Origin of the sequence: Nocardiopsis sp. NPDC057823 (assembly GCF_042797335.1) — a bacterium.
Classification (GTDB): domain Bacteria; phylum Actinomycetota; class Actinomycetes; order Streptosporangiales; family Streptosporangiaceae; genus Nocardiopsis; species Nocardiopsis changdeensis.
Genome location: NZ_JBHVLR010000005.1, coordinates 291,879 through 312,393 on the forward strand (window position 1 = coordinate 291,879; position 20,515 = coordinate 312,393).

Annotated in this window: 18 protein-coding genes and 1 pseudogene; 13 read left to right on the forward strand and 6 right to left on the reverse strand. The window is 72.3% G+C overall.

The window, feature by feature from the left end; all coding sequences use genetic code 11:
- Window positions 1–24: 24 nt before the first annotated feature.
- Window positions 25–1,596, reverse strand: coding sequence for a DUF6177 family protein (locus ACFVNO_RS11945; RefSeq protein ID WP_378891862.1), 1,572 nt, complete (start codon window positions 1,594–1,596; stop codon window positions 25–27).
- 329 nt (window positions 1,597–1,925) lie between these two features.
- Between ACFVNO_RS11945 and ACFVNO_RS11950 the strand changes: the two genes are divergently transcribed.
- From ACFVNO_RS11950 to ACFVNO_RS11970, 5 genes are all read left to right on the forward strand, one after another.
- Complete coding sequence (locus ACFVNO_RS11950) at window positions 1,926–2,201, forward strand: hypothetical protein (protein ID WP_378891865.1); 276 nt, start codon at window positions 1,926–1,928, stop codon at window positions 2,199–2,201.
- Window positions 2,202–2,304: 103 nt separating this feature from the next.
- Window positions 2,305–2,676, forward strand: a complete 372-nt coding sequence (locus ACFVNO_RS11955; protein ID WP_220563840.1) for a DUF6507 family protein — start codon at window positions 2,305–2,307, stop codon at window positions 2,674–2,676.
- A gap of 277 nt (window positions 2,677–2,953) precedes the next feature.
- On the forward strand, window positions 2,954–6,007 hold the full coding sequence (locus tag ACFVNO_RS11960; protein ID WP_355263300.1) for a hypothetical protein: 3,054 nt from the start codon (window positions 2,954–2,956) through the stop codon (window positions 6,005–6,007).
- Entirely contained in the window at window positions 6,007–6,897 is an 891-nt protein-coding gene (locus ACFVNO_RS11965) for an immunity 49 family protein (RefSeq protein WP_355263302.1), read from the forward strand. The genes ACFVNO_RS11960 and ACFVNO_RS11965 overlap by 1 nt, the downstream gene beginning before the upstream one ends.
- 26 nt (window positions 6,898–6,923) lie before the next feature.
- Window positions 6,924–7,814: an immunity 49 family protein gene (locus ACFVNO_RS11970; RefSeq protein ID WP_378891870.1), complete on the forward strand. Its 891-nt coding sequence runs from the start codon at window positions 6,924–6,926 to the stop codon at window positions 7,812–7,814.
- Window positions 7,815–7,851: 37 nt separating this feature from the next.
- On the opposite strand, the gene ACFVNO_RS11975 is transcribed toward ACFVNO_RS11970, so the two are convergent.
- From ACFVNO_RS11975 to ACFVNO_RS11985, 3 genes are all read right to left on the reverse strand, one after another.
- The gene (locus ACFVNO_RS11975) at window positions 7,852–8,814 is read right to left on the reverse strand and encodes an immunity 49 family protein (RefSeq protein ID WP_355263308.1); all 963 of its coding nucleotides are present in this window, start codon (window positions 8,812–8,814) and stop codon (window positions 7,852–7,854) included.
- A gap of 53 nt (window positions 8,815–8,867) precedes the next feature.
- Window positions 8,868–9,116 (reverse strand): hypothetical protein, encoded by a 249-nt coding sequence (locus ACFVNO_RS11980; RefSeq protein ID WP_355263311.1) that lies wholly within the window; start codon window positions 9,114–9,116, stop codon window positions 8,868–8,870.
- Between the two features lie 77 nt (window positions 9,117–9,193).
- A complete protein-coding gene (locus tag ACFVNO_RS11985) occupies window positions 9,194–9,403 on the reverse strand; it encodes a hypothetical protein (protein WP_355263314.1) in 210 nt (69 codons plus the stop codon).
- Between the two features lie 169 nt (window positions 9,404–9,572).
- On the opposite strand from ACFVNO_RS11985, the pseudogene ACFVNO_RS11990 reads away from it, so the two are divergent.
- Window positions 9,573–9,761 (forward strand): annotated as a pseudogene (locus ACFVNO_RS11990) (helix-turn-helix domain-containing protein); the annotation flags it as partial.
- Between the two features lie 1,174 nt (window positions 9,762–10,935).
- Window positions 10,936–11,412 carry an ATP-binding protein gene (locus ACFVNO_RS11995; RefSeq protein WP_378891874.1) on the forward strand — a complete coding sequence of 159 codons (477 nt, stop codon included), beginning with the start codon at window positions 10,936–10,938 and terminating at the stop codon, window positions 11,410–11,412.
- Between the two features lie 694 nt (window positions 11,413–12,106).
- Here ACFVNO_RS11995 and ACFVNO_RS12000 read toward each other — a convergent pair.
- The gene (locus ACFVNO_RS12000; protein ID WP_355263322.1) at window positions 12,107–12,424 is read right to left on the reverse strand and encodes a hypothetical protein; all 318 of its coding nucleotides are present in this window, start codon (window positions 12,422–12,424) and stop codon (window positions 12,107–12,109) included.
- Between the two features lie 381 nt (window positions 12,425–12,805).
- On the opposite strand from ACFVNO_RS12000, the gene ACFVNO_RS12005 reads away from it, so the two are divergent.
- The 6 genes from ACFVNO_RS12005 (at window position 12,806) to ACFVNO_RS12030 (ending at window position 19,404) form a co-directional block, all read left to right on the forward strand.
- A complete protein-coding gene (locus ACFVNO_RS12005) occupies window positions 12,806–13,135 on the forward strand; it encodes a hypothetical protein (RefSeq protein WP_220563829.1) in 330 nt (109 codons plus the stop codon).
- A 34-nt stretch (window positions 13,136–13,169) separates the two neighbouring features.
- On the forward strand, window positions 13,170–13,463 hold the full coding sequence (locus tag ACFVNO_RS12010; protein WP_220563828.1) for a pore-forming ESAT-6 family protein: 294 nt from the start codon (window positions 13,170–13,172) through the stop codon (window positions 13,461–13,463).
- 61 nt (window positions 13,464–13,524) lie between these two features.
- Window positions 13,525–14,502: a TNT domain-containing protein gene (locus ACFVNO_RS12015; RefSeq protein ID WP_355263326.1), complete on the forward strand. Its 978-nt coding sequence runs from the start codon at window positions 13,525–13,527 to the stop codon at window positions 14,500–14,502.
- 92 nt (window positions 14,503–14,594) lie between these two features.
- Window positions 14,595–15,920, forward strand: a complete 1,326-nt coding sequence (gene eccD / locus ACFVNO_RS12020) for a type VII secretion integral membrane protein EccD (protein ID WP_378891880.1) — start codon at window positions 14,595–14,597, stop codon at window positions 15,918–15,920.
- Between the two features lie 11 nt (window positions 15,921–15,931).
- Window positions 15,932–16,816, forward strand: coding sequence for an ATPase (locus ACFVNO_RS12025; protein ID WP_355263332.1), 885 nt, complete (start codon window positions 15,932–15,934; stop codon window positions 16,814–16,816).
- A gap of 896 nt (window positions 16,817–17,712) precedes the next feature.
- Complete coding sequence (locus tag ACFVNO_RS12030; protein WP_378891883.1) at window positions 17,713–19,404, forward strand: hypothetical protein; 1,692 nt, start codon at window positions 17,713–17,715, stop codon at window positions 19,402–19,404.
- Between the two features lie 253 nt (window positions 19,405–19,657).
- Here ACFVNO_RS12030 and ACFVNO_RS12035 read toward each other — a convergent pair whose 3' ends face one another.
- A complete protein-coding gene (locus tag ACFVNO_RS12035; RefSeq protein ID WP_355263338.1) occupies window positions 19,658–20,365 on the reverse strand; it encodes a hypothetical protein in 708 nt (235 codons plus the stop codon).
- Between the last annotated feature and the right edge of the window lie 150 nt (window positions 20,366–20,515).

Here is a 20,515-nt window from a genome sequence, read left to right on the forward strand (position 1 = left end):
TTCGGTGCGTGCGGCCGCGATGACTCACGGAGAGGGCGCCGGACCCTCCTCGGAGTCCTGTTCCGGAGAGGGGCGGGAGCCCTCGCCGGGAGCCCGCCCGCCGGCCTTCGCGGAAGCCCCGCCGGGGGTGCTGCCGGGGGTGCCGCCGGTCCCGTCGCGGTCCTCGCCGCCGGGCTCCGCGCCGTACCCCCCGTCCGGGTGCAGGTGGGCCATCAGCTCCCGGAACCGCACCCAGGAGTCCTCCTCGACCCCGGTGCCCACCTGGTACCAGAACGCGGGGGTCAGCGGCGGCCCGAACGGCAGCGGCCGCACGGGCGCGCCCAGCGCCCGCCCGGTGCCGATGACCGACACCGCCTCCTGCCCCACCGCCATGCCCACCGGCAGCGGCAGGCCCGTCCAGTGCGGCGCGTAGGTGAGGTCGGCGCGGCCGCCCGCCCGCCGCACCGTCATGGTCCGCAGCACGTCCCGCGCGGTGAGTTCTTTGACCAGGGAGTGCACCGCCGACAGGTCCGGCTCCTCGCCCTCGGGGTACCCGACGGCGAACGTGATCGCCTCGCGCACCCCCGACGCGGTGCGGCTCACCCGCACCGTGCCCGCGAACGGGCGGACGCCGTCCTCGCGCACGCCCTCGGGCGGGCCGGAGAACGCCGCCCAGGTTTGCCCGGGGGCGCGGTTGCGGGCGGTCCGGGTGAACACGGTCCGCCGCCACTCTTGGGCGAAGGGCTCGGCGGTGCCCCAGACCGAGGGGAGGGCGCCGCCCAGGTGCTCGGCGAGCAGTTCCACGGAGGCGCCCAGCACCAGGCCGTTGTCGGCCGGGTGCTCCACGTTCAGGTCCACGTGCAGCTGGCAGCCGCGGTCGGCGCCGTCGGCGCGGAACTCCTCCGGCGGGCCGCCGGGCCGCGCGTCCTCGTCGACGGTGAACGCCGCCCGCTCGTCCCAGCGCAGCGGGACGCCGGAGAAGCCGTCGTAGTAGGTGCCCGCGGGGGTCTGGACCACCCAGCGGGCCGCGGGGGTCTGGAGGATCGACCGCAGCGCGTGGGTGAGGCGCGAGGCCGAGGGGGTGACCACCTGGAGGCGCAGGCCGCGGCGGCCGTGCCGGGCCATGGCGTCCACGATCCAGGGGGACAGCGGGACCAGGGGGCGGTCCTGCACCACGACCGCCGCCTGCTCGGTGAGCGCGGTGACGGCGGGGTGCTCGGTGGCGCCCTCCAGGAAGGGGTCGCCGCGGAGCAGCGCGGGGGCCGGCTCCCACACCTCGCCGCCCAGGCGTTCGGCGAGGTCGCGGACGAACCGGCCGACCACGCCGGCGGTGTCCGCGTCGGCCAGTTCCGCGCCGCGGGCCTCCACCCAGTACGGCTGGGCGGGCAGGTCGTCGGCGATGCCGTCGGCCAGCAGGCGCTCGGCCTCGGCGGACAGCGCCAGCCGCTGGGCGGCCTGGAGGGAGGCGACCACCCGGCCGCCGGCGTCGCGGAGTTCCACCACGGCGCCGTCGGCGACCAGCCGCACCCTCAGGTCCGGGCCTGCCGCTGCGAGCGCGGCGATGAGGGCGCGCCGGTCGGGTGCGCCGGACAGCAGGGCGACCGCGTCGTGGCTCAAGGGGTCTCCTCAACACTCGTGAACACTCGTGGGACCGTGGGCGGCCGGGTACCGGGTGGGATACGCGGAGTGTCCGGAAGGTTCACGCTCCCGTGCGCCGGGGGCGCCCCGGCACATCCGGGCACCCGGTTCCGAGAGGGACGCACATCACCCTCCCCGGTGTTTCCGCAGGTCACCGGCGTCCCGGAAAACCGCCCGACGTAAACGGTTTCCTTCTGTCCACAGGCGGTGAAACCATCAACGCCGAACGAACATCCCATACCAGTGTCCGGCCCCAACGGCGGACGAACGATCTTGAGAGGCCCTGAACCGCCGCAGGAGGAAGCACCGTGAAGTTCGAGCTGGTCGAGCCCGCCGACTGGGAGGACCCGCCGCAGGCCGTTCACGACGAGCCCGAGCCGGTCCCGGCCGCCGGGCCGATCCGTGCCGCCGCCGGGCACGCCCGCGAGCGCTTCCGCACGCAGGCCGACGCCCTCCAGACCACGCTGGGCCGCATGTGGGAGGTCATCACCTCCGCGCAGGCCCGGCAGCCGGTGGTCCTGCCCGCCGACGCCGTGACCCCGGCGAACTTCCGACCGGGCGCCTTCTCCTCCCGCGACGCCTGACCGGGGCGCCGCACCGTCCACCCCCTCCGACCCGTACCGGGACCGCCGGGTCCCGCCCCCGCCGGCCGACCGCCGACCGGCGCACACGTGAAAGGAGCAGTCCGTGTCGCAGTGGAACATCCAGCCCGCAGCCGTGGGCGGTGTCCTCCAGGCCGTCGCCGGCCACCTCGGTGAAGAGGGCAGCGGCGAAGGCCTGGTCGGCGTCATGGAGAGCGTCGAGGACCACCTGATGGACTGCGGCGAATACGCCAAGAGCGGCATCATCGGCATGGCCCTGGGCGAGTTCGCCGAGCACTACTTCGGCATCATGGGCGACATGGCGGGCCTGACCATGGCGGCCGTCACCGGCGCCAGCGAGGCCACCACCCATTACATGAACGGCAACCTGGAGATGGCCGAGGAGGCCCAGGCCAACGCGGGCGTGATCCCGGAGCCGGAGCCGCCGCCCCAGTACGGCCCCTACCAGGCCGTCTAGCACCGGACCGCCGACGCCCGCCCGCACCCGCCCCCGCGGCGTCCTCGACGGCAGGCCCTCCCGGTGCCGCGCGCTCCGCACCCGACCTTCTCCCGCTCTTCCCCGCCCGGTGCCGTCCCCACCGGCCACCCGGAACCGCAGTGCCCGACTCCCACGGTCCTCCCAGGGCCGTACCGGGCACCCCGCGGATCCGACCCTCAGAACCAGACCCCCGGGAAGCGCCACGGCCCCCGCCCCGACCGGCGTCCTTCCCCCGGAACAGGCAACGGTGGTCACCTTGTCCGACCTGATCGATCCGAGCGGCTTCCCCGTTCCCGAGACCCTCACCTACTCCCTTGACGCGGTCGCGGCCAAACTGAAGACGGACGGCACCGACCTCACCGACACCGCCGCCGACATCACCGGCGCGTGGGCCGGGCTGGAGGGCATCTACTCCGCGCCCGAGGACCAGGACCTCTTCACCGTCCTCAACCCGCTCACCGGCGACGGCGACGAGGTCTCCACGGCGCTGTCCAGCGCCTCCGACGCGCTCAGCGACTTCGCCGAGACGGTCCGCGGCATCAAGGAGCGCTGGGCCACCCTCAAGTCCGACTCCTACGCGTTCCTCAACAAGATCGAGGGCGACGAGGACTGGCGCGACGGCGGCGGCTTCCTGTGGTGGAAGACCGAGAGCCCCGAGGTCGCCGAGCACAACGCCCTGCTCGACCGGGCCGCCGGCCTGCTGTACGAGTTCGAGGAGGCGGAGCGGACCTGCGCCAACGCCATCACCGGGCTGTTCGGCGGCACCACGTTCATCGCGCAGAAGGCCGACGGGTCGGTCACCGCGGGCGAGGGCCAGTTCGTCTACGGGTTCGACGCGCCCCTGGAGGGCGTCCCCATGGAGTGGGGAGCGCCGCAGACCACCGACCACGCCTGGTACAACGACTTCGGCGACGCCGTCGGCGACTTCTTCGTGGGCATCGCCGAGGACGTCGGCGGCATGGTCGGCGCGCACGGGCCGAACGGGTGGTTCTCCGGCAACTGGGGCGACAACCTCTGGGACTACTGGGGCGGCACCGTCGAGGGCCTGGGCGCGCTGGTGGGCGTCGGCAAGGACGAGAACGGCAACTGGGGCTGGTCCCTGGAGACCGCGGGCAACGCCTGGAAGGAGGCGGCCCACGCGGTCGTGCCGTGGGAGGAGTGGGGCGACCGGCCCTGGTACACCATCGGCACCGCGCTGCTGAACGTCGGCGCCGTGGTGGGCGGCGCGCTGCTCACCGCCACCGGTGTGGGCGCGGTCGTGGGCGTGCCGCTGATGGCCTGGCGCGGCGCCAAGATCCTCAACGCGGTCGGCGGCAGCCGCACCCCGGACGTGCCCGACCTCTCGGACTTCCCCGGCGGCATCGACCCGTCGCTGCTGTCGCGGATCCCCCGCTTCGGCGACGGGTCCTTCAAGCCGCTGGACCTGAGCGACGTGGAGGGCCTCGACATCAGCGCCGCCGACCTCGGCCGGATGAACGAGGCGCTGGAACGGCTCAACAACTCCACCGCGGACCTCCCCGACGGGACCGACAACCGCCGCACCACGGACACGGGCTCCGAGCCCGGCGGCGAGACGGGCTCCACCCCGCGCGGGACGACCACCAACGGGTCGGACGCGGAGACGGAGAACACCGGCCGGCGCGACAGCGGCTCCGACTCCGACGAGACGGTCGACCCGACCGCCGACCAGCTCGACGCCGGCCAGGAGTTCCTGGACGGCATCGACCCGGAGTCCCGCCGCGAGCTGGAGGAGGGGCTGAACAACGAGCAGGACCGCTGGGTCGCCTCCCAGGAGGTGCCCGACGACGCCTCCTCGATCAACGACACCCCGGTGCAGCGCTACGAGACCGAGCCGTCCCGGGTCGAGGCCGACACCGAGCGGGTCGAGGTCGACAGCGCGGGCAACGAGATCAACGGCCGCCACGACACGACCGTCGAGAACAGCGCCGGGGGGACAGGAACCCTGGACACCCCGCGCGGCGGCACGACCGTGGTGGACATCGACTCCGGCTCCGGCCGCGGTGGCAGCACCGGTGGTGGTGGCGGAGGCGGCGGGGGCGGTCTGCCGGACGGTCCCGACGACCTCACGCCGGACCGGACCGACGGCCCGGACCCGTCGGACTCCGACTCTAATAGGCCCAAGGTCACCGGTAGCCGGACGGACAATGAGGGGAGGCTTGAGCTCGCTGAGCCGTATCTGCAAGATCTTGATGTGAGCTCTCAGCAAGCTTTCATCGACGACTTTGTGGAGCGCGTGAATAACCATCCCGAACTGCTTGACGCTTTCTATAGGGAATCGGATGGCCACAGGTGGAGCGCGGATGACACCATCGGCACTCAAGGATGGAAGATCCCGCAGCTCGTCCAGGACAAGGTGACCGGTCGCTGGGGAGTCGTACCGGAAGCGGAACAGCCTACCTACCTGGGTGGTCCGACCGATGTCCGCCTGGACTCACCGGATGCCCGTCACCCGGAGGGCCTCCGGGAGGCCCTGAGCGACCTCGACTGGCTCGCAGATGAGCGCCGGATGTCCATCGACGCCTCAACCCTGGCCGGGGAGAGGCTGGAGGCGATGGAGCTGAAGCATGGCAAGTACAACGACAAGGGCCCCAACCATCCGGAACTCGAAGAGGCGAAGCAGGAGTACCGAGCCGCGCATGACTACAAGACGAAGATCTGCGAAGAGTTCGGCGAGAGGGTCGCGCAGGTCGGCGCCCGATTCGAATTCAACGGCGATGTCATCCTGGACAACAACGGCAAACCGCTTGAGCGGCACGATGTCGATCCAGAGACCGGTGAAACCATCCGCGATGAAAACGGGAAGCCGAAGCTCGTAGAATTCCGCCCGGATTTGGAAGGCGCGGAACTGTTGCCCACGGCAGACAATGCTCCGTGGAACGGAAATAACCAGTTCGATCAGATCTACCGGACCAAGGACGGTGACATCGTCATCGTCGAGGCCAAGAGTAGCACCAGTACTGAACTGGGAGCCCGAAATTTGCCGGGGACTCCGCCGCGCAGGGTCAGCCAGGGGCACCTGGATTACCTGAAAGATATCCTCAAGGAGATGAAGAAGCGCGGAGAGAGCGCAAATCTCGATGAAGCGGCACTCGCCCGTGAAATTGAGGACAAGCTACGTCAGGGAAGAGTGGCATACGCGGTTTTCAAGGGGGACCCGCTCGATGCCACCGTTAGGGACTCCGAAGTTGACGGTTACAACCCGAGAGAAGGTAACGGTTCGGGTTGGAACGGTTCCACTGCAAATGGTTACACCTACGAGATTTTCGATGTCAGGGAGCCTAGAAGGTAATGGTTTTCCGAGTTTCTCGGCATGAGATTGAATTCGAAGTCAACGACTACCGTCGTCGAGAGAGCGTAGAGGAGAAGAAGTCCGCTCTCCAGACTCTGCGATGGGATCCGCAGTTCCTGATGATGAAGCTGGATGCTGCTCTCTTCACGGCTTATCAGGAGTTGTTGGTGGATCCTTCGGCCTCGCGGTTGGAGACGTGGGAGGCGTGGGTGTTCGCGATGCAGCTCACCAACGCGGCGTTCCAACTGTCCGAGGTGGAGCCGGGCGGGGAGACGGTACTGCGGGTCGATCATGAGGAGCGGCGGATCAAGGTCCATGAGGTGGTGCCGGTGGCGCGGCCTGCGGACTGGTTGACGGCGTTCCATCTGGCGGTGACCTGTCGGGACCATGAGCGGGTGCGGGCGCTATGCCGGATCTCGGTGGAGAGCTTGCGGGAGTCGGCTGCCCGCGGCGGGTCGGAGTATCTGGAGTTCACATATCAATGGATCAACACCCTCCAGGAGTTCGTGGCCGGTGGGACGGATCTGGTGGACAAGTTGCGCCGGTCCATGGAGCTGTGCGATCCCGAGGCGGTGCCGTTCGGTTCGAAGAGTGTGGCGTTGCTGTCCTTCCCGGAGATGGAGGTGTTCCGACGGCTGCTGATGGGTGACCCGGAGGCGTTCGTCAAGGCACTTGTGCAGGCTCTGGAGGACTTCAAGCGCTACTACGACTCGTTTGAAGAGGCGAACGAGCGCGTTGACGGGGTCGTGCCTTTGAGCCTGTTGTCGTTGGCGTGCCTGGGGCATGACAAGTTCCGGCAGCAGGACCCGGAGTTCACGCTGGGCATCGACTCGGAGTACCTGCCCGAGCACATCGTCGAGGCGAGCTGGTACGGGGAGTTCCCCGTCTGACGGTGACGAAGGAGGCTCGGGTTCCGGTGCTCAGGGACATCGCAAGACACGATGTGGGCAGGTCGCATTATCGGGATCGGGTGGAGAGTTTTCCGGAGGAGATCGAAAATCAGGTCTCCTGGCTTGTGCATGCGCCGATGATGGCGGGCATGGCCCTGGACAGCATCGCTCTGGAGGCCCGGGTCTGCCTGTCCGTCGACCCCGCAGGGACTGAGCTGCTGACGTGGGAGGCGTGGACCACCTGGATGCAGGTGGCCGAGGCGCCGTTCGCGATGTGCGTGCTGGAGCAGGGGGAGACCACCGAGCGGGTCATCAACCAGAAGCCCCGCACCCTGCACCACCTGCCACCGGGGCCGGAATGCGACGCGGGTACCTGGCTGACCGCGTTCTTCCTGGCGGTGACCTGCCGGGATGCGAAGCGGGTCGCGTCCCTGTGTCAGGTCACCCCGGAGTTCCTGCGGCAGGCGAGCCAGGCGCGGGGCGGAGCGTACGACGAGTACGTCTATTCCTGGATCGCGGCGATCCAGGACTTCATCCTGAACCGCCCCTCGTTGGGGGACAACCTGCATCGGGCGATGGAGCTGTCCACTCCGGCGAACGCCACGATCAGCACCCCGGAAGCCCTCGACCATCTGGTTTTCCCAGAGATCCACAGCTTCTATCGGCTGGCCGAGCAGGACACGGAAGAATTCAATGAGGCCCTGGAGCAGGGCGTCCTCCTGTTCCACTCCTACTACACCTCAAAGGAGGAACGGGTAAAGGATCTCGACGGGGTCCTCCCTCCGCACCTCTTCGGGGTGGCTTGTCTGGCCTATGACACGGCTGGAGTGGCTCCAGGATTCAACCCCGACCTCGAATCGGGTTATTTTCCCGAGCACATCCTCAAGCGCACCCGGCACGACGATTTCCCCATCTGATCCCGGTGCCGAGGACGGTGAGGATCCCGTCCGGCTCTCAGCCGGCGGACGGTGCCGGGCGCTCCACAGGCGGAACGCCCTCGTGTGCGCGCACCAGGACCTCGGGCAGGTAGTCCGAGGACAGATCCACCCGCCAGCCGTGCACCTGGACCGCCAACGCGACCAGCGCGATCACACCCATCGGCAGCAGCGTGCGCGGCGCCGGGTCCCGGGCGGCGTCCATGTCCCGCCGGTACCGGTCCAGGCACTCCGCCAGAGCCTGTTCAAACGCTGCCTGGTCGTCTTGGAGCAGGACGCGCAGCAGGGCCTGCTCCCCGCTCAGCTCCCCGGCGGAGTCCAGGGTCCGTGCCGCGGTCGCCCGCTCCGGCTCGGTGGGCATGCGCAGCGCCACCGCGGGGAGGGGCTTGCCGTGGACCCTCGGCGTCAGGTACAGGCTCAGCACGTCCACCTGTGCCAGGTCGGCCGCCGAAAACGTCCCTGCCCTCCGGGCGGCGAAGTGCAGTGCGGGCACGAAGGACTGCCGGTACCGCGGACCGATCGCCAGGTTCCGCTCCCACACCCGGCCGCTGGCCACAGCCAGTACGAACGCCTCCACCCACACGCGCGGGGTGAGGTCCATATCGACCTCGGGTCGAAACCGCGGGTCGAGGTCGTCGTGGACCTCCTCCATGTTGCTCAGCTCGTCGCCCATGAGGGAGATCGGGATCCACAGGTCCCCCTCAGGGGCCATGAGGCACTCCAGTACGCCCTCGGCGGTCTCCGCAGCGGTGAGCAGCACCCGGTCCAGACGTCTCCGGTCCTGGGACAGGCCGGGGTCGGTGACCGACCAGGCTCCCAGGTGGTCCAGCAGGGTGTGGCTCATCTTCTGGAGGGTGCTGACCCGGGAGGAGAAGTACTTCACTTCGCGGAAATCCAGAAAGATGCGCTCTCGTAGCTCTGTAGGGTCCACGATGCGCTTCAGGTAGCCGTCGTCGACGCCGTGTCGGGTGTTCTGCTGCATGGGCCGGACGCTACCAAGCACCGCGGACCCCGGGCGCGGGAGTAGCGCTGCGGTCATGGGGCGGAGTGAGCGCGCAGGCGCTCCTCCAACTGCTCGGGGGTGGGTTCCACTTCCGTCCGCCAGGGGGCGTTCGGGTCCCGGTGGGTCGCCATCCACAGCGACCCCGTCCAGGCGATGCGGTGGGTGGAGCCCCAGGTGGATCTCAGGCGTTCGAGGGTCAGCTCCGGGGGTTCCCAGGTCTGCCCCTTGGAGTCCTCGTGCGGGCCGCTGTGGCCGGCCTCCAGGAGACAGGTCCGGCGCATACAGGAATGGTCGAGGTGGGCCTCTCCGCACAGCGGTGCGACGTAAGGGGTGGAAGAGGGAAAGGGAGGGGTGGTGGTCACGGAGCGGCCTCCTTGCGTGCACAGATCCTCCGGTCCAGGAGCGTCACGGCGGCGTGGGCGTCGTCGGTCTCCCGCGCGTGGCGCAGCGCGTCGCGCACGGCCCGAACGGACCGTTCGTCGGCGGTTCCGGGTTCGGTGCGGGTACCGACCCGGTCGAGTACGTCCGCGGCGGTGGCCAGCAGGTCGTCGAGGTAGATGCCGTTCATCAGGGGTAGCCGTTCCCTCTCAGGCGGTGGAAAACCGGATGTGGCGCGGGTGAACCGGTGAGCTTTCCCACGTGAACTCTCTGACCTGCGGCATTGTCGTACGGTCGGCTTCTTCGGGCTTTCCGGGATCGAAAGGCGATGCGCGGGGAACCCGTGTGGATTTCTCCGCGTGACGCGTAAGGGGCTCCCGCGGATTCTCGCGGAATGCCGCGGGACCGCCGGCTGTGCGCAGCGGGCGCCCGCCCGGGCGGTGGGTGTCACGGATGCCTTGGTCTCCCGCTGCGGAAATGGTGTGAAAACCCCGAGCGGCGACATCAAGGAACGCCTGGACGAGGTTCTGAGAGCGGACGGAGAGCCGCTGCGCGCCTGGTGGCAGGAGGCGGCGCTCTCCCGGCTCCGGCGGCCGGTGTGTCGAGGCCTCGGAAGGCGCTGCCACCGGTGTGCGGGACGTGCGGAGCCTGGAACCGGGGCGCCTGGAGTCCGCGGCCACCGGGTGGGCCGCCCCGGCGGACACCGTCGAGCGGTCCTGAGCGCCCGGTCCGTGCGGGAAACGACAGATAGGGGCGGCACCTTCTTCGGATAGGTGCCGCCCCTTTTGTGTGGAACGATTTCCATTAAAAGCGAAGAAAACGGACCTAGATGCCACTTCGGACGCGCGTTCTTCCTCGGTCGGGAATCTCGCCGGAGTGCCCTTGAGCTGCCACGACACCGAAGGTCGCAAGCCTCTTCGAAGTCGTTACGGAAAAACGTGTCCCGATGCTCGGCCGGTGCCCTAACCTGGCCGCATAACCGCATATAGGGGCCCCGCGGTGTTTGAAGAACACCCGAGGCCGTGGCCAGCAACTCAACCCCTTGAAAGAACAGGATTGCCAGCGTGCACCAGTTTAGCGCTGCGCTCCTCGAGTGCGCCTTCGGGCTGCTCGGAGTGCTGTTCCGCGTCTCCCGTGGCCGGCATGCCCGGCCCACCGGTTTCTCCGCCTTCCGCCGCAGGTCGAAGCGTGTCCGCCGCTACGCCGCCCACCCCGCTCCCGCCGTTCGACCCTTCCCGGACCGGCCTCCCGCCGCGGTTCGGCCCCGAGGGCTGGACCGGCCCCGGGAAGTCTTCCCCGCCGATGAGATCCCGCTCGTGCGCCCCTACTTCGTCGCCCACGAGCGTTCCGCCGCCCGACGCTCGGAAGCCCCGCGCGCCGCCGCCGACGAGCACGAACTCGTGCGCGTCCAGGAGCAGGCCCTCGCCCGCCTCCGGGGCTGGACCACCCCGAACACCTCGCACCCCAGATGCCCACCGCGGCTCCGACCGCCCCTGCGGCCGCTCCCGTCCCCCGCATCCCGCAGTCCCGGCCCGCTCCTCCGGGGGACCTCCTCGCCCCGGAACCGGAATTCCCCACCCGCCCGGCCACAGGACACCGGCGCCTCTCCAGCCCTATCGCCCCCACCCGCGGCCCGGGGTTCCAGGTGGGGGAGGGCTTCGATGAACCGGCCGCCGTCACCCGCCGATGGCCGGTGCAGCAGGAGCGACGGGAGGTGCGGGTGTGAAGCGCGCACCGATCGGGAGGACCTGGCGCCACCGTGTCTACAAGAGGCACCTCGCCCGGCTGACCGCCGTGCGCCGCGACCTGGTCAGGGATCTGGCCGGGTTCGATTCCGACCTGACCGAAACCCTGGTGCTCTGCGGGAGTGAGCTGTTCGCCAACGCGGTCAGGTACACGGCGTCGGGGGCGCGCGGCGGCCGCGTCGTTCGCACCCTGTGGACGGACGGGCGCGGCGGGGTACGACTCGGATTCACCGACGAGGGCTGCGGCGGCACGCTCCCGGAGATCCCGAAGGCCCGCGGCGCCGAGGAATGGGACCGGGCGGAGGGGCAGCGCGGTCTGCTGATGGTCCAAGAGTTGTCCACAGGCTGGGGATATCTTTCGCTGTGCCGGTGGGGCGACCTCGGGCACCACATCCGGGCCGACTTCGGTCCCACCCGCCCCGCCCGTCCCGCCTGCCCCGGGGGCACCGCCTGAACCCGGCCGATGATGGGGGACGCCGCCCGCCCGGGCCACGTCCCCCGCCGGGGATGCCGAGACCACGACCGGCGCCTCCTCCGTCACCGAACCCCGTTCGGCATCAGGTCCAGCACACGGCGCAGGTTCTCCTCGGCTGAGTCGGCCGCCGAGTCCAGCACCAGGTGCGGCACCTCCCACGGCTCCCACAGATCCCTCATTCGCAGGGCGTGCTCCCACGAGACCGTCTCCGGCCGACAGGGGGATACCCCTGGACCTGGCCTCCAGCCTGCTCCTCTGCACCTCTTCGTTCGAGCAGACACACTCCACCCCGGGGAACGCGGGGTGCGGCGGACCGTCGTCCAGGGCCACGAACACGCCGAAGCCCCGGATCTCGGCGACGGCTCCGGCGAGGAGGTCGCCGGGGGAGAGGGAGGTGAGGAACGCCCACAGTTCGGGGTGCTCGGCGGCGGCCGCGGACAGGTGGATGCGGCCGCGATCGAGATCCGGGGCGGTGACGACGGCGGTGATCCGCGCCCCGGGCTCGGCCTGCGGGCGCTCTCGGGAGAAGTCCCAGCTCAGATCCAGAGGCCCGATCTCTCCCCGAGGACCTTCAGGGAAGCGGTCCAGTTCGACCTCCAGGCTTCTGGACCTCGACACCCCGATCACGGTCCCGGTCAGCGCATCCCCCACCCGCAGCCCGCCGGGCAGCCCGTCAACGCCCACCCGCAGCCCGCCGTCGCATGTGCCCCAGACGCACCACGAGCGCCATGCCGACCGCACCGACCGCCAGCGCACCGGCGCCCGGGACGCTGAACGACGCGGGCCGCCGGTCGCGGCACGGGTACGGGCCCGCCTCGGCGCCGCACAACACCACCGCCTCCGGGGGCTCGTAGGCCATGAGCAGGCCTGCGCCGACGAGGGCGATCATCAGGAACACGGTGAACGCCGCTTCGAGGCCGGGCGGGAACGGGGAGCGCTCCCCCTCCGGCCGTCCCTGTTCCTCGTCTTCATCCCAGGGGTCTTCCTCCACGGGCCTGCCTCCGTTGTCCGCGACTCGTGCCGAGAGCACCGGCGTGCTCCCCTGAGTAGTCCCCCGGACGCCGGCGCGGATTACCGGCCGGGGCGGGCGGCCCCGCGGCTGCTTCCGCGTCTTCGCCCTCCGGAGCCCCGTCCTGGTCTTCGGGCTCCACGACCTCGAACTTCACCGCCGCCACCCCTTTGTCCACAGGTCGCCGACATGTCTATTTCCCCGACCGTGACCGCTTGTAGTATGCAGATCCTCCCTATAGGGGCTACCGGGTTCCTTGTGCGGCTCCGCGGTCGTTCTTCTGAACTGTCGGCACGCTGTGTGCATCCTCCTTCTACGAGGCGACAGCTTCGCGAGGACCCCCGAGAAAGAACAGGTGAACGGATGTCACGTTGGGAAATGGGCGACACCACGCTGGCCACTCTGGGGCAGAACACGTCGGGCTCGGGCGATGAGCTCAGCTCGCTGATCCAGCAACTCGTCCAGGCGGCCGAGCCGCTCGTCGGCAAGTTCGACGGTGCGGGCAAGAGCGCCTTCGACTCCTTCAAGTCCCGGACCGACGAGATCACCGCGGACCTGCGGGCCGGGCTCGGCTCCATCCAGGTCGGCCAGGAGGGCATGAACACCGCGTTCGTCAGCGGTTCGGACACCATGGCCGACGACGCGAACGCCAACATGGGCGCGGCCAACTTCGACGCCGCCAAGTTCCGCTGATCCGCCGGTCCCCGAACCCCCGAGGAGCTTCCAGATGAAGAACGCTTACGACGTCGGGGCCTCGCAGGAGGCCCAGGGCAACATCAACACCATCATGAACAGGCTCGAGGCCATCATCGGCGAGCGCGACACCGACGTCAGCGCCGCCATGGCCGAGTTCGAGGCCACCGGTGTCTCCGAGGAGTACAGCGGCAAGGAGCTCAAGTGGCACAACGCGGCCAACGAGGTCCGGGAGATCATCCGGCTCGTCCGCGAGACCCTCGAGACCAACGACTCCACCGCACAGGAGACCCTGAGCCGCGCCAACTCCGCGGTCCAGAACATCTGACGCCGCATCCGGGCCCCTGAACCGGGCACCGGAAGGGAACGAGAACCGACGAGGAGCACGGGTGGCCCGCGACTACGACAGCCAGCTGCTGGAGTCCGTCGCCGTACGCCGACAGCGACTGCGCGAGGCGGTGCTCTTCGGCGGGCAGCGCACCCGGCGCCGCCTCGACGAGAACATCGCCAAGGTGATGATCAGCGCCTGCCTCGCCGCAGTGGTCTGCGGCGGGACGGTCGGCTGGTCGTTCGTCAGCCACCAGCTGGGCGCCCAGCGCATCGAGCGGGAGCAGGAGGCCTCCGGCCCCGCCAACCGCGCGCTCCCGTCCACGCCGGGCGCCTGGGTCGGAGCCGAGGTCGGCTTCGACCAGCTCCGCACGGAACTCGACGCGGCCGGGGTCCCCGAGAGCCTCTACGTGCTCCCCGGGGACCCGCGGCCCGAACCCGGCACCGTCGACAGCTACTACCTCGTCACCGAGGACGAGGAGGGCTACATGGCGGTGTCCGTCATCGACTATGACCAGGGCCGCCCCGGGCCCGAGTTCAGCACCGAGGACGAGGCCGCGCGCTGGCTCCACCGGGAGCTCGCCACCACCGAGGACGACCCGCAGCGCCTCGGCACCGCCGAGGAGGCCGAGATCGCCGAGGCCACCACCGAGCTCGTCGCCGAGATCCGCGAGAACCTCGAACAGCGCAGCGGCGGCTCCTACCTGCACACCCTCGAACCCGGCGACGTGGTGGACGCCTTCGGTCAGGAGAGCGGGCGCCGCCTCTACCCCGACGGCACCCCCTTCGCCGAGCGCGGGCTCCCCGAGTACGCGCGCACCGACGCCGACGGCGCCCCGCTCTACCACCGCTACCGGGTGATCCACCCCTTCCAGGTCACCGCGACCACCGCGCCCGCCGACGGCGGAGCGCCCGGCGGCGGCCTCCAGTTCACCCTCGACACGGCCGGGTTCGGCGAGGTGCCGCCCGTGCCGACCCTCCGCTGGCTCATCGGCAACGGCTACGTCGAACGCGTCGCCGTCACCGACGTGCCGGCCTGACCCCGACCCGCCGGGCCCGCGTGCCCGGAGCCCGGAACGACACCGCGCCCGGCGCGGCCGCAGAACAGCGAACACAGCAGGATGGGAAGGCCATGACCGCTTGGAGCCGCGTGACGCTCGTCGGTGAGGAGCGCAGGGTGGACGCGGTCCTGCCCGCGGGCGAACCCGTGGGCGCGCTCATGCCGGAGGTGCTCGAACTCCTCGGCGACCCCGTCGAGAACCCGGCGCGACTGCGCCACCTGGTCACCGCGTCCGGGACCGTTCTGGACGGCGATGCCACCCTCGCCGACCGGCAGATCACCGACGGCGCGGTGCTGCGGCTGGTCCGGGCCGAGGAACCGGTGCCGGCACCGGTCGTCCACGAGGTGCCCGAGGCCGTGTCCAAGGCCATCGACGACCACAGCGGCCGCTGGAACCCCGTGGCCGCCAGGTGGACGGCGACCGGGTCACTCGTCGCGCTCGCCCTCACCGGCGCCTGGACCGCGCACCTGTACGCCCCCTCCACCGGCGGCATGATCGGGCTCGCCGTGGCCGCCGCCCTGCTCATGGTGGCCGGGGCCGCCATCGGCCCCACCTGGCGCGAGGCGCTGGGCACCGCGCTGTCCATCACCGGGGCCGCCGTCGGCGGGCTCACCCTGTGGCTCGCCTGCGACCTGTTCGGATGGCCCGAGTGGGCGCGCTGGGGCGGGCTCGCCGCCCTCATCGCCGTGCTCGTCCTGATGCTCGGCCTCACCTCCGGCCTGGGCCGGGGCGGGCTCACCGGCGGCGGCACCGGCCTGGTCCTGGCCGTCGTGTGGTCGGCGGCCGCGGCACTGGGACTGCCCGCGTACCAGGTGGCCGCCGTCATGACCGTGGCGTGCGTGGTGCTGCTCAGCCTGCTGCTGCGACTGGCCCTGATGTTCTCCGGGCTGGCCGTCCTCGACGACAGGCGCAGCTCCGGCGACCCGGTGACCCGCGGCGACGTGCTCGCCTCCGTGGCGGGTGCGCACCGCAGCCTCGTCATCGCCACCCTCGCGGTGGCCGTGGCCACCGCGACCGCGGGCATCGGGCTGGCCACGCACTTCGACCCGTGGACGGCCGGGCTGTCCACGGTGCTGGCCATCGTGGTGGCCAGCCGGGCGCGGCTGTTCCCGCTGGTGGCGCAGAAGGCCGCGCTCACCGCCGCGAGCCTGGTGGTGCTGGCGGCGTTCCTGTTCTCCTGGACGCAGGCGTACTCGTGGGGTGTGTGGCCGGCGCTGGGCATCGCCGTGGCGGTCTCCGCCATCCCCGTGGTGGTGCTGTCGGTGGAGCAGCCGGAGCACGTGCGGGCCCGGCTGCGCGGGGTCACCAGCAGATTCGAGGCCGTCGCCGTCGTGGTGCTGGTGCCGTTGGCCATCGGGGCGTTCGGCACCTACCAGCGCCTCCTCGGCACGTTCTGAGCGGGGGACCGATGAACACCGAACAGGTCGGGCAGAGCGTCGCGCCGGTCTCCGGCGACCGGTGGGCACGCCGGATGGGGCGGGCGGTGCTGCGGCCGTTCCGGCCGGTGGACGAGGTGGCCCGCGCCATCGCCCTGGGTGCCGGACTCCAGCGGTCCACGGCCACCGGCCGGCGGATCGCGGTGGACGACCTGGGGACGGGCGCCGACGCCGCGGTGGTGGCGGCGCTGATCGCCCGGGCGCTCGCGCACTTCCGCCACGACCGGGTGCTGGCGGTGGACGCCACCGGGCGGGAGCCGTCGCTGGCCACCCGGCTGGGGGCGGCCGGGCCGGGCGACCTGGCGCAGGCCGACCCGGGCACCTTCGAGACGGCGTGCGAGGGGCTGGGGGAGGTCACCGACCGGCTGTGGACGGCGCGCACCGACCCGGCCGACGCCGACGCCTACGCGTCGGGGCTGCTGCCGGTGTCCCGGTTCTTCGGGGTGACCCTCGTGGTGGGGGAGCGCGGCGGGGGGTTCCTGGAGACGGTGGCGCCGGGCGCGCACGCGCGGGTGCGGGTGGTGCGGGCGACCCGCGACGCGGTGCTGCGGGTCGGCCGGGAACTGGACGTGATGGCCGCCGAGGGACGCGCCCGGGAGGCGGAGCGGACCGTGGTGGTGGTCTTCGACCAGGAACGCGGCGAGGACCGGGGACTGGACGTGGCGCGCACCGCGAAGATCATCGCCGAGAGCGGTGCGGAGGTGATCGCCCTGCCGCACGACCGCCACCTGGCGCAGGGGACGGAGGTGCTGCCGCGCCGGATCGCGGAGAGCACGCACCGGCTGGTGCAGACGGTGGCGCTGGCGGCCCTGGACCGAGCGATCGACGGCGGCCCGAGCACGGGGAGCGGACGATGAACCGGTACGAGCAGAACCCGGAACCCGACGAGGGGGAGCCGGGTCCCCGGACACCCGACATCCCGCCCCCGGCCTACGCCCGACCGGACCCGAACGCCCCCTCGGGCGCCCAGCCGGGGTGGGGCGCGCCCTCGGGCGGCCGGCCGGCCCCGGGCGCTCCGTCGGGTGCGCAGCAGGGGTGGGGTCCCGAACAGGGGAGCCCGCACACGTCTTCCGGGGCGCAGTCGGGCTGGTTCCCGGCGTCCGAGCATGCGCGTTCGGATGCCTCCTCGGGTGCGCAGCCCGGGTGGGGCGCCGACCGGGGACACCCGCACACGCCCTCTGGTGCGCAGTCGGGCTGGTTCCCGGCGTCCGAGCATGCGCGTTCGGATGCCTCCTCGGGTGCGCAGCCCGGGTGGGGCGCGCCCTCGGGCGGCCGACCGGCCCCGGGTGCCCCTTCCGGTGCGCAGCAGGGATGGGGTGCCGAACAGGGGCACACGCCCTCCGGGGCGCAGCCGGGCCGGGGCCCCGCGCAGGGGCGGCCGCAGCCGAACACCCCCTCGGGCGCCCAACCGGGATGGGGAGCGCCTTCGGGCGGTCGGCCGGCACCGGCCGCAGGCCCGGGCACGCCCCCCGACGGCCGACCGGCGCCGGGTGCTCCTCCGGGCGGGCCGGCCTCCGGCGCTCAGCAGGGATGGTTCCCCGCCTCCGACCACCCGCAGCCGAACACTCCTTCCGGCGCGCAGCCGGGGTGGGGCGCGCCCTCGGACGGGCGTTCCGGGTGGGGTGCTCCGTCCGGCGGGCAGCCGGGCTGGGGGGACCCGTCCGGTGCGCAGCGCCCCGCGGGGCCCGGCGGACCGGGCCGCCCCCACGCGCAGGCGGACCGGGGCTCCCCCTCGGGCGACCAGTCCGGATGGGTGGGCCCCTCCGGCGGGCAGCAGGCTCAGGGCACCCCCTACCCGGGAGGCGCCGCGCAGGGCGGAGGCCCCGGCGCGACCGGGCACCAGGGCTTCGTGCCGGGGCGGCAGCAGTTCGAGCGTGAGCAGTCCTGGGAGGGACTGCCGCCCACTCCGTACGCCGAGGGGCCGTCCGGCCCGCAGCAGCCGCCGCGGACCTTCGCGCAGGACTCGGTCGCCGAGGCCTTCCTCAGCGGCACGCCCATGCCCCAACGTGAGGCCCCGCCGTGGGCCCCCGAGCCCCCGCGCCCCGAACAGCGGCCTTTTGAGCCGCCGCGCCCGGAACCCCGGTACGAGGCGGAGCCCCGGTACGACGCGTCGGGGCCCCAGGCCTCGGTCGCGCCGCCTGCGGCCCCCGCTCCGGAACGACCACGGCCGGAAGCGCCCCCGGCCGAGGGCTGGACCCGCGCTCCACGCGTGGTCGGCCCGCCGCGCCCCGCCGACCCGAGCGTCGTCAACGTCTGGGGTGAGGAGGAGGCCGCCGATCCGGACGCCGAGGAGACGGACGTCTTCCTGGTCATGGGCGCCGACCGGCGTGCCCGCGCGGAGAAGAAGGAGGAAGGGGAAGAGGAGGAGCCCCGGCACGGCGCAGCGCCCGAGGAGGAGCCGGCGGCCGAGGCGCCCGAGCCCGAGCGCGAGGAGTCCCTGCTGTACCGCGGGGTGTCGCTGTTCGCCCCGGAGGAGGACGGGAGCCCCGCCGCCGCACCGGTCGAGGACACGGCGGCCGGCGCCGAGGCCGTCGGCCCCCGGGCGGACGCCGGTGCGCCCGCGGTCGCGGAGGAGCCCGAGACCGCCGTCGAGCCGCAGGTCGCCACCGGGGACCCGGCGGGGGAAACGGTCCGGCTGGACGCCGAGGCCCTCGCCGCCGCCGACGCCGCCCGGGCGGAGGTGGCGACCGGTCAGGTGCCGGATGAGGATGTGGCTCGTTCGGGTGTGGAGGGCTTGGCGGCTGTTGAGGCCGCTCGTGCGGTGGCCTGGGAGTCCGGGGCTTCTGTGCCGGACGCCGAGGTCGTCCAGGTGGAGGTGTCGAACGCCGCGGTTCCGGTCGAGGACGCGGCTCGTTCGGGTGTGGAGGGCTTGGCGGCTGTTGAGGCCGCTCCTGCGGAGACACCGGCCGACCGGGTTCCGGGCGGGGATCCGGCCGGGGAGACGGTGCGGCTGGACGCCGAGGCCCTCGCCGCCGCCGACGCCGCCCGCGCGGTCGCCGAAGGGCCAGACTCCGTCGCACCGCACCCGCGCGGTCCCGAGGGGGCCGCACCGCCCGGGGCGGTCGAGTCCTCCGCGGCGCAGGCGCCCGTCGTGCTCCCCGGCGCGGCGGACGGACCTCCCGGGCCGGAGGCCCCCGCGGCGGAGGCCGGCGTGCGGCCGCACACCGCGGTGCCCGCCGAGGACTCCGGCGCGCGGGCGGCGGGCGGCCGGTCCGCGGCCGGGTACCTCGGCGTCCCCGGGGTGCTGTCGGAGCGGGGTGCGGCCGGCGGGACCGGCGACGCGGCGTCCGCGTTCCTGTCCGGGCGGGGCGCGGAGTCCTTCGCCTCGCTGTACGCCGCGCCCGGCGGCTACGAGCAGCGCCTCGCCGCCGTCAAGCCCGTGCCGACCTCGGTGTGGAAGCGCACCGTCTTCGCCGTCACCCGCGGCCGGGTCAACCCCGGCTGAGGTCCCGTCATCGGTTCACGGGACGAAGGAGGCGCGCCCACCTCCCCAGTGGACGCGCCTCCCGGGGCGCCCTGACGGCGCCCCCGTCGCCGGACGGCGCGGACCGCCCCTCGGGGCCAGAAGGTCCGCGGTCGTCGCCCGGCGGGGCCGCCCCGGTCCGTCCCCTCAGCGGAACCAGGTCGGCCCTACCGCCCCGCGCCGGGCCCAGCCCCCCTCAAGGCGGGCCACGCGGCACGGGGCGGCGCTCATACGGTCACGGCGACCGACCCCCCAACCGGTCGATCAGCGCCAGCGCCCCCTGGTGCGTGGCGGGCAGCGGCGTCGCCCACACCGCCGCCCCGTGCTCCCAGCCCGTTCCGCTGCGCAGCCGGTCCAGTTCGCCGTCCAGGTCGGGCCGGTCCAGGGCGAGGACCGCGATCCGCCCCCGCCCCAGCACGCAGACGGACTCCCCGCGGGTGAAGAACCGGGACAGCTCGTACGCGAGCACGATCATCCGCGCCGCCCGCCGCCACGGGTCCAGCGCCGGGTCGAGCAGCACCACGACCAGCCGGTGCCCCGTCCCGTCCGTGTTCCGGTACAGCTCGCCCAGCCGGGTCCGCAGGTATTCGGGCGTGCCCAGCCCGGTGAGCGGGTCCAGGCAGGTCTCCCGGTCCCGACCCGCCTCGGCCCAGCCCTCGGCCAGCGCCCGGACCAGTTCCAGGGGAGGGTCGCACCACCCGGCGACCTCGGTGAACGCCGCCAGGTCGGTCAGGCTCTCGCCGATCCCCAGTCCGGCGCGCGCCCGGGCCTGGCCCAGCCGCGCGCACGCCTGCGGCAGGTCCCCGCCGGTGAGGAACGCCGCGCACACCAGGTCCACGGTCGGCGTCCACCAGTCCTCCGGCGACATCCAACCGGTCTCCCGGCTCCTGCGCTCCCACGGGGCGCGCAGTCCGCGCACCGCCACGGTGTCCGTCTCGGCCATGCTCTCCTCCCCTCCCGGCGCGCGGTCGGGCCCGTGCCCCCGCAACAGGCCCTCCCGCGCGCTCTCACCCTGATTACGGAGATCGGTGGCGGTGATGACGCGGATACGGGATATTTCTTTGACGTGTTTCTTCGCAGGCCGGGAACCCCT

What these genes read in the sequence shown, in the direction of transcription:
- ACFVNO_RS11965 (WP_355263302.1), top strand. Translation starts at nt 6,007, where the DNA reads ATGGTTTTCCGAGTTTCTCGGCATGAGATTGAATTCGAAGTCAACGAC.
- ACFVNO_RS11975 (WP_355263308.1), bottom strand. Translation starts at nt 8,814, where the DNA reads ATGCAGCAGAACACCCGACACGGCGTCGACGACGGCTACCTGAAGCGC.
- ACFVNO_RS11980 (WP_355263311.1), bottom strand. Translation starts at nt 9,116, where the DNA reads ATGCGCCGGACCTGTCTCCTGGAGGCCGGCCACAGCGGCCCGCACGAG.
- ACFVNO_RS11985 (WP_355263314.1), bottom strand. Translation starts at nt 9,403, where the DNA reads ATGAACGGCATCTACCTCGACGACCTGCTGGCCACCGCCGCGGACGTA.
- ACFVNO_RS12005 (WP_220563829.1), top strand. Translation starts at nt 12,806, where the DNA reads ATGTCACGTTGGGAAATGGGCGACACCACGCTGGCCACTCTGGGGCAG.
- ACFVNO_RS12010 (WP_220563828.1), top strand. Translation starts at nt 13,170, where the DNA reads ATGAAGAACGCTTACGACGTCGGGGCCTCGCAGGAGGCCCAGGGCAAC.
- eccD (WP_378891880.1), top strand. Translation starts at nt 14,595, where the DNA reads ATGACCGCTTGGAGCCGCGTGACGCTCGTCGGTGAGGAGCGCAGGGTG.
- ACFVNO_RS12025 (WP_355263332.1), top strand. Translation starts at nt 15,932, where the DNA reads ATGAACACCGAACAGGTCGGGCAGAGCGTCGCGCCGGTCTCCGGCGAC.
- ACFVNO_RS12035 (WP_355263338.1), bottom strand. Translation starts at nt 20,365, where the DNA reads ATGGCCGAGACGGACACCGTGGCGGTGCGCGGACTGCGCGCCCCGTGG.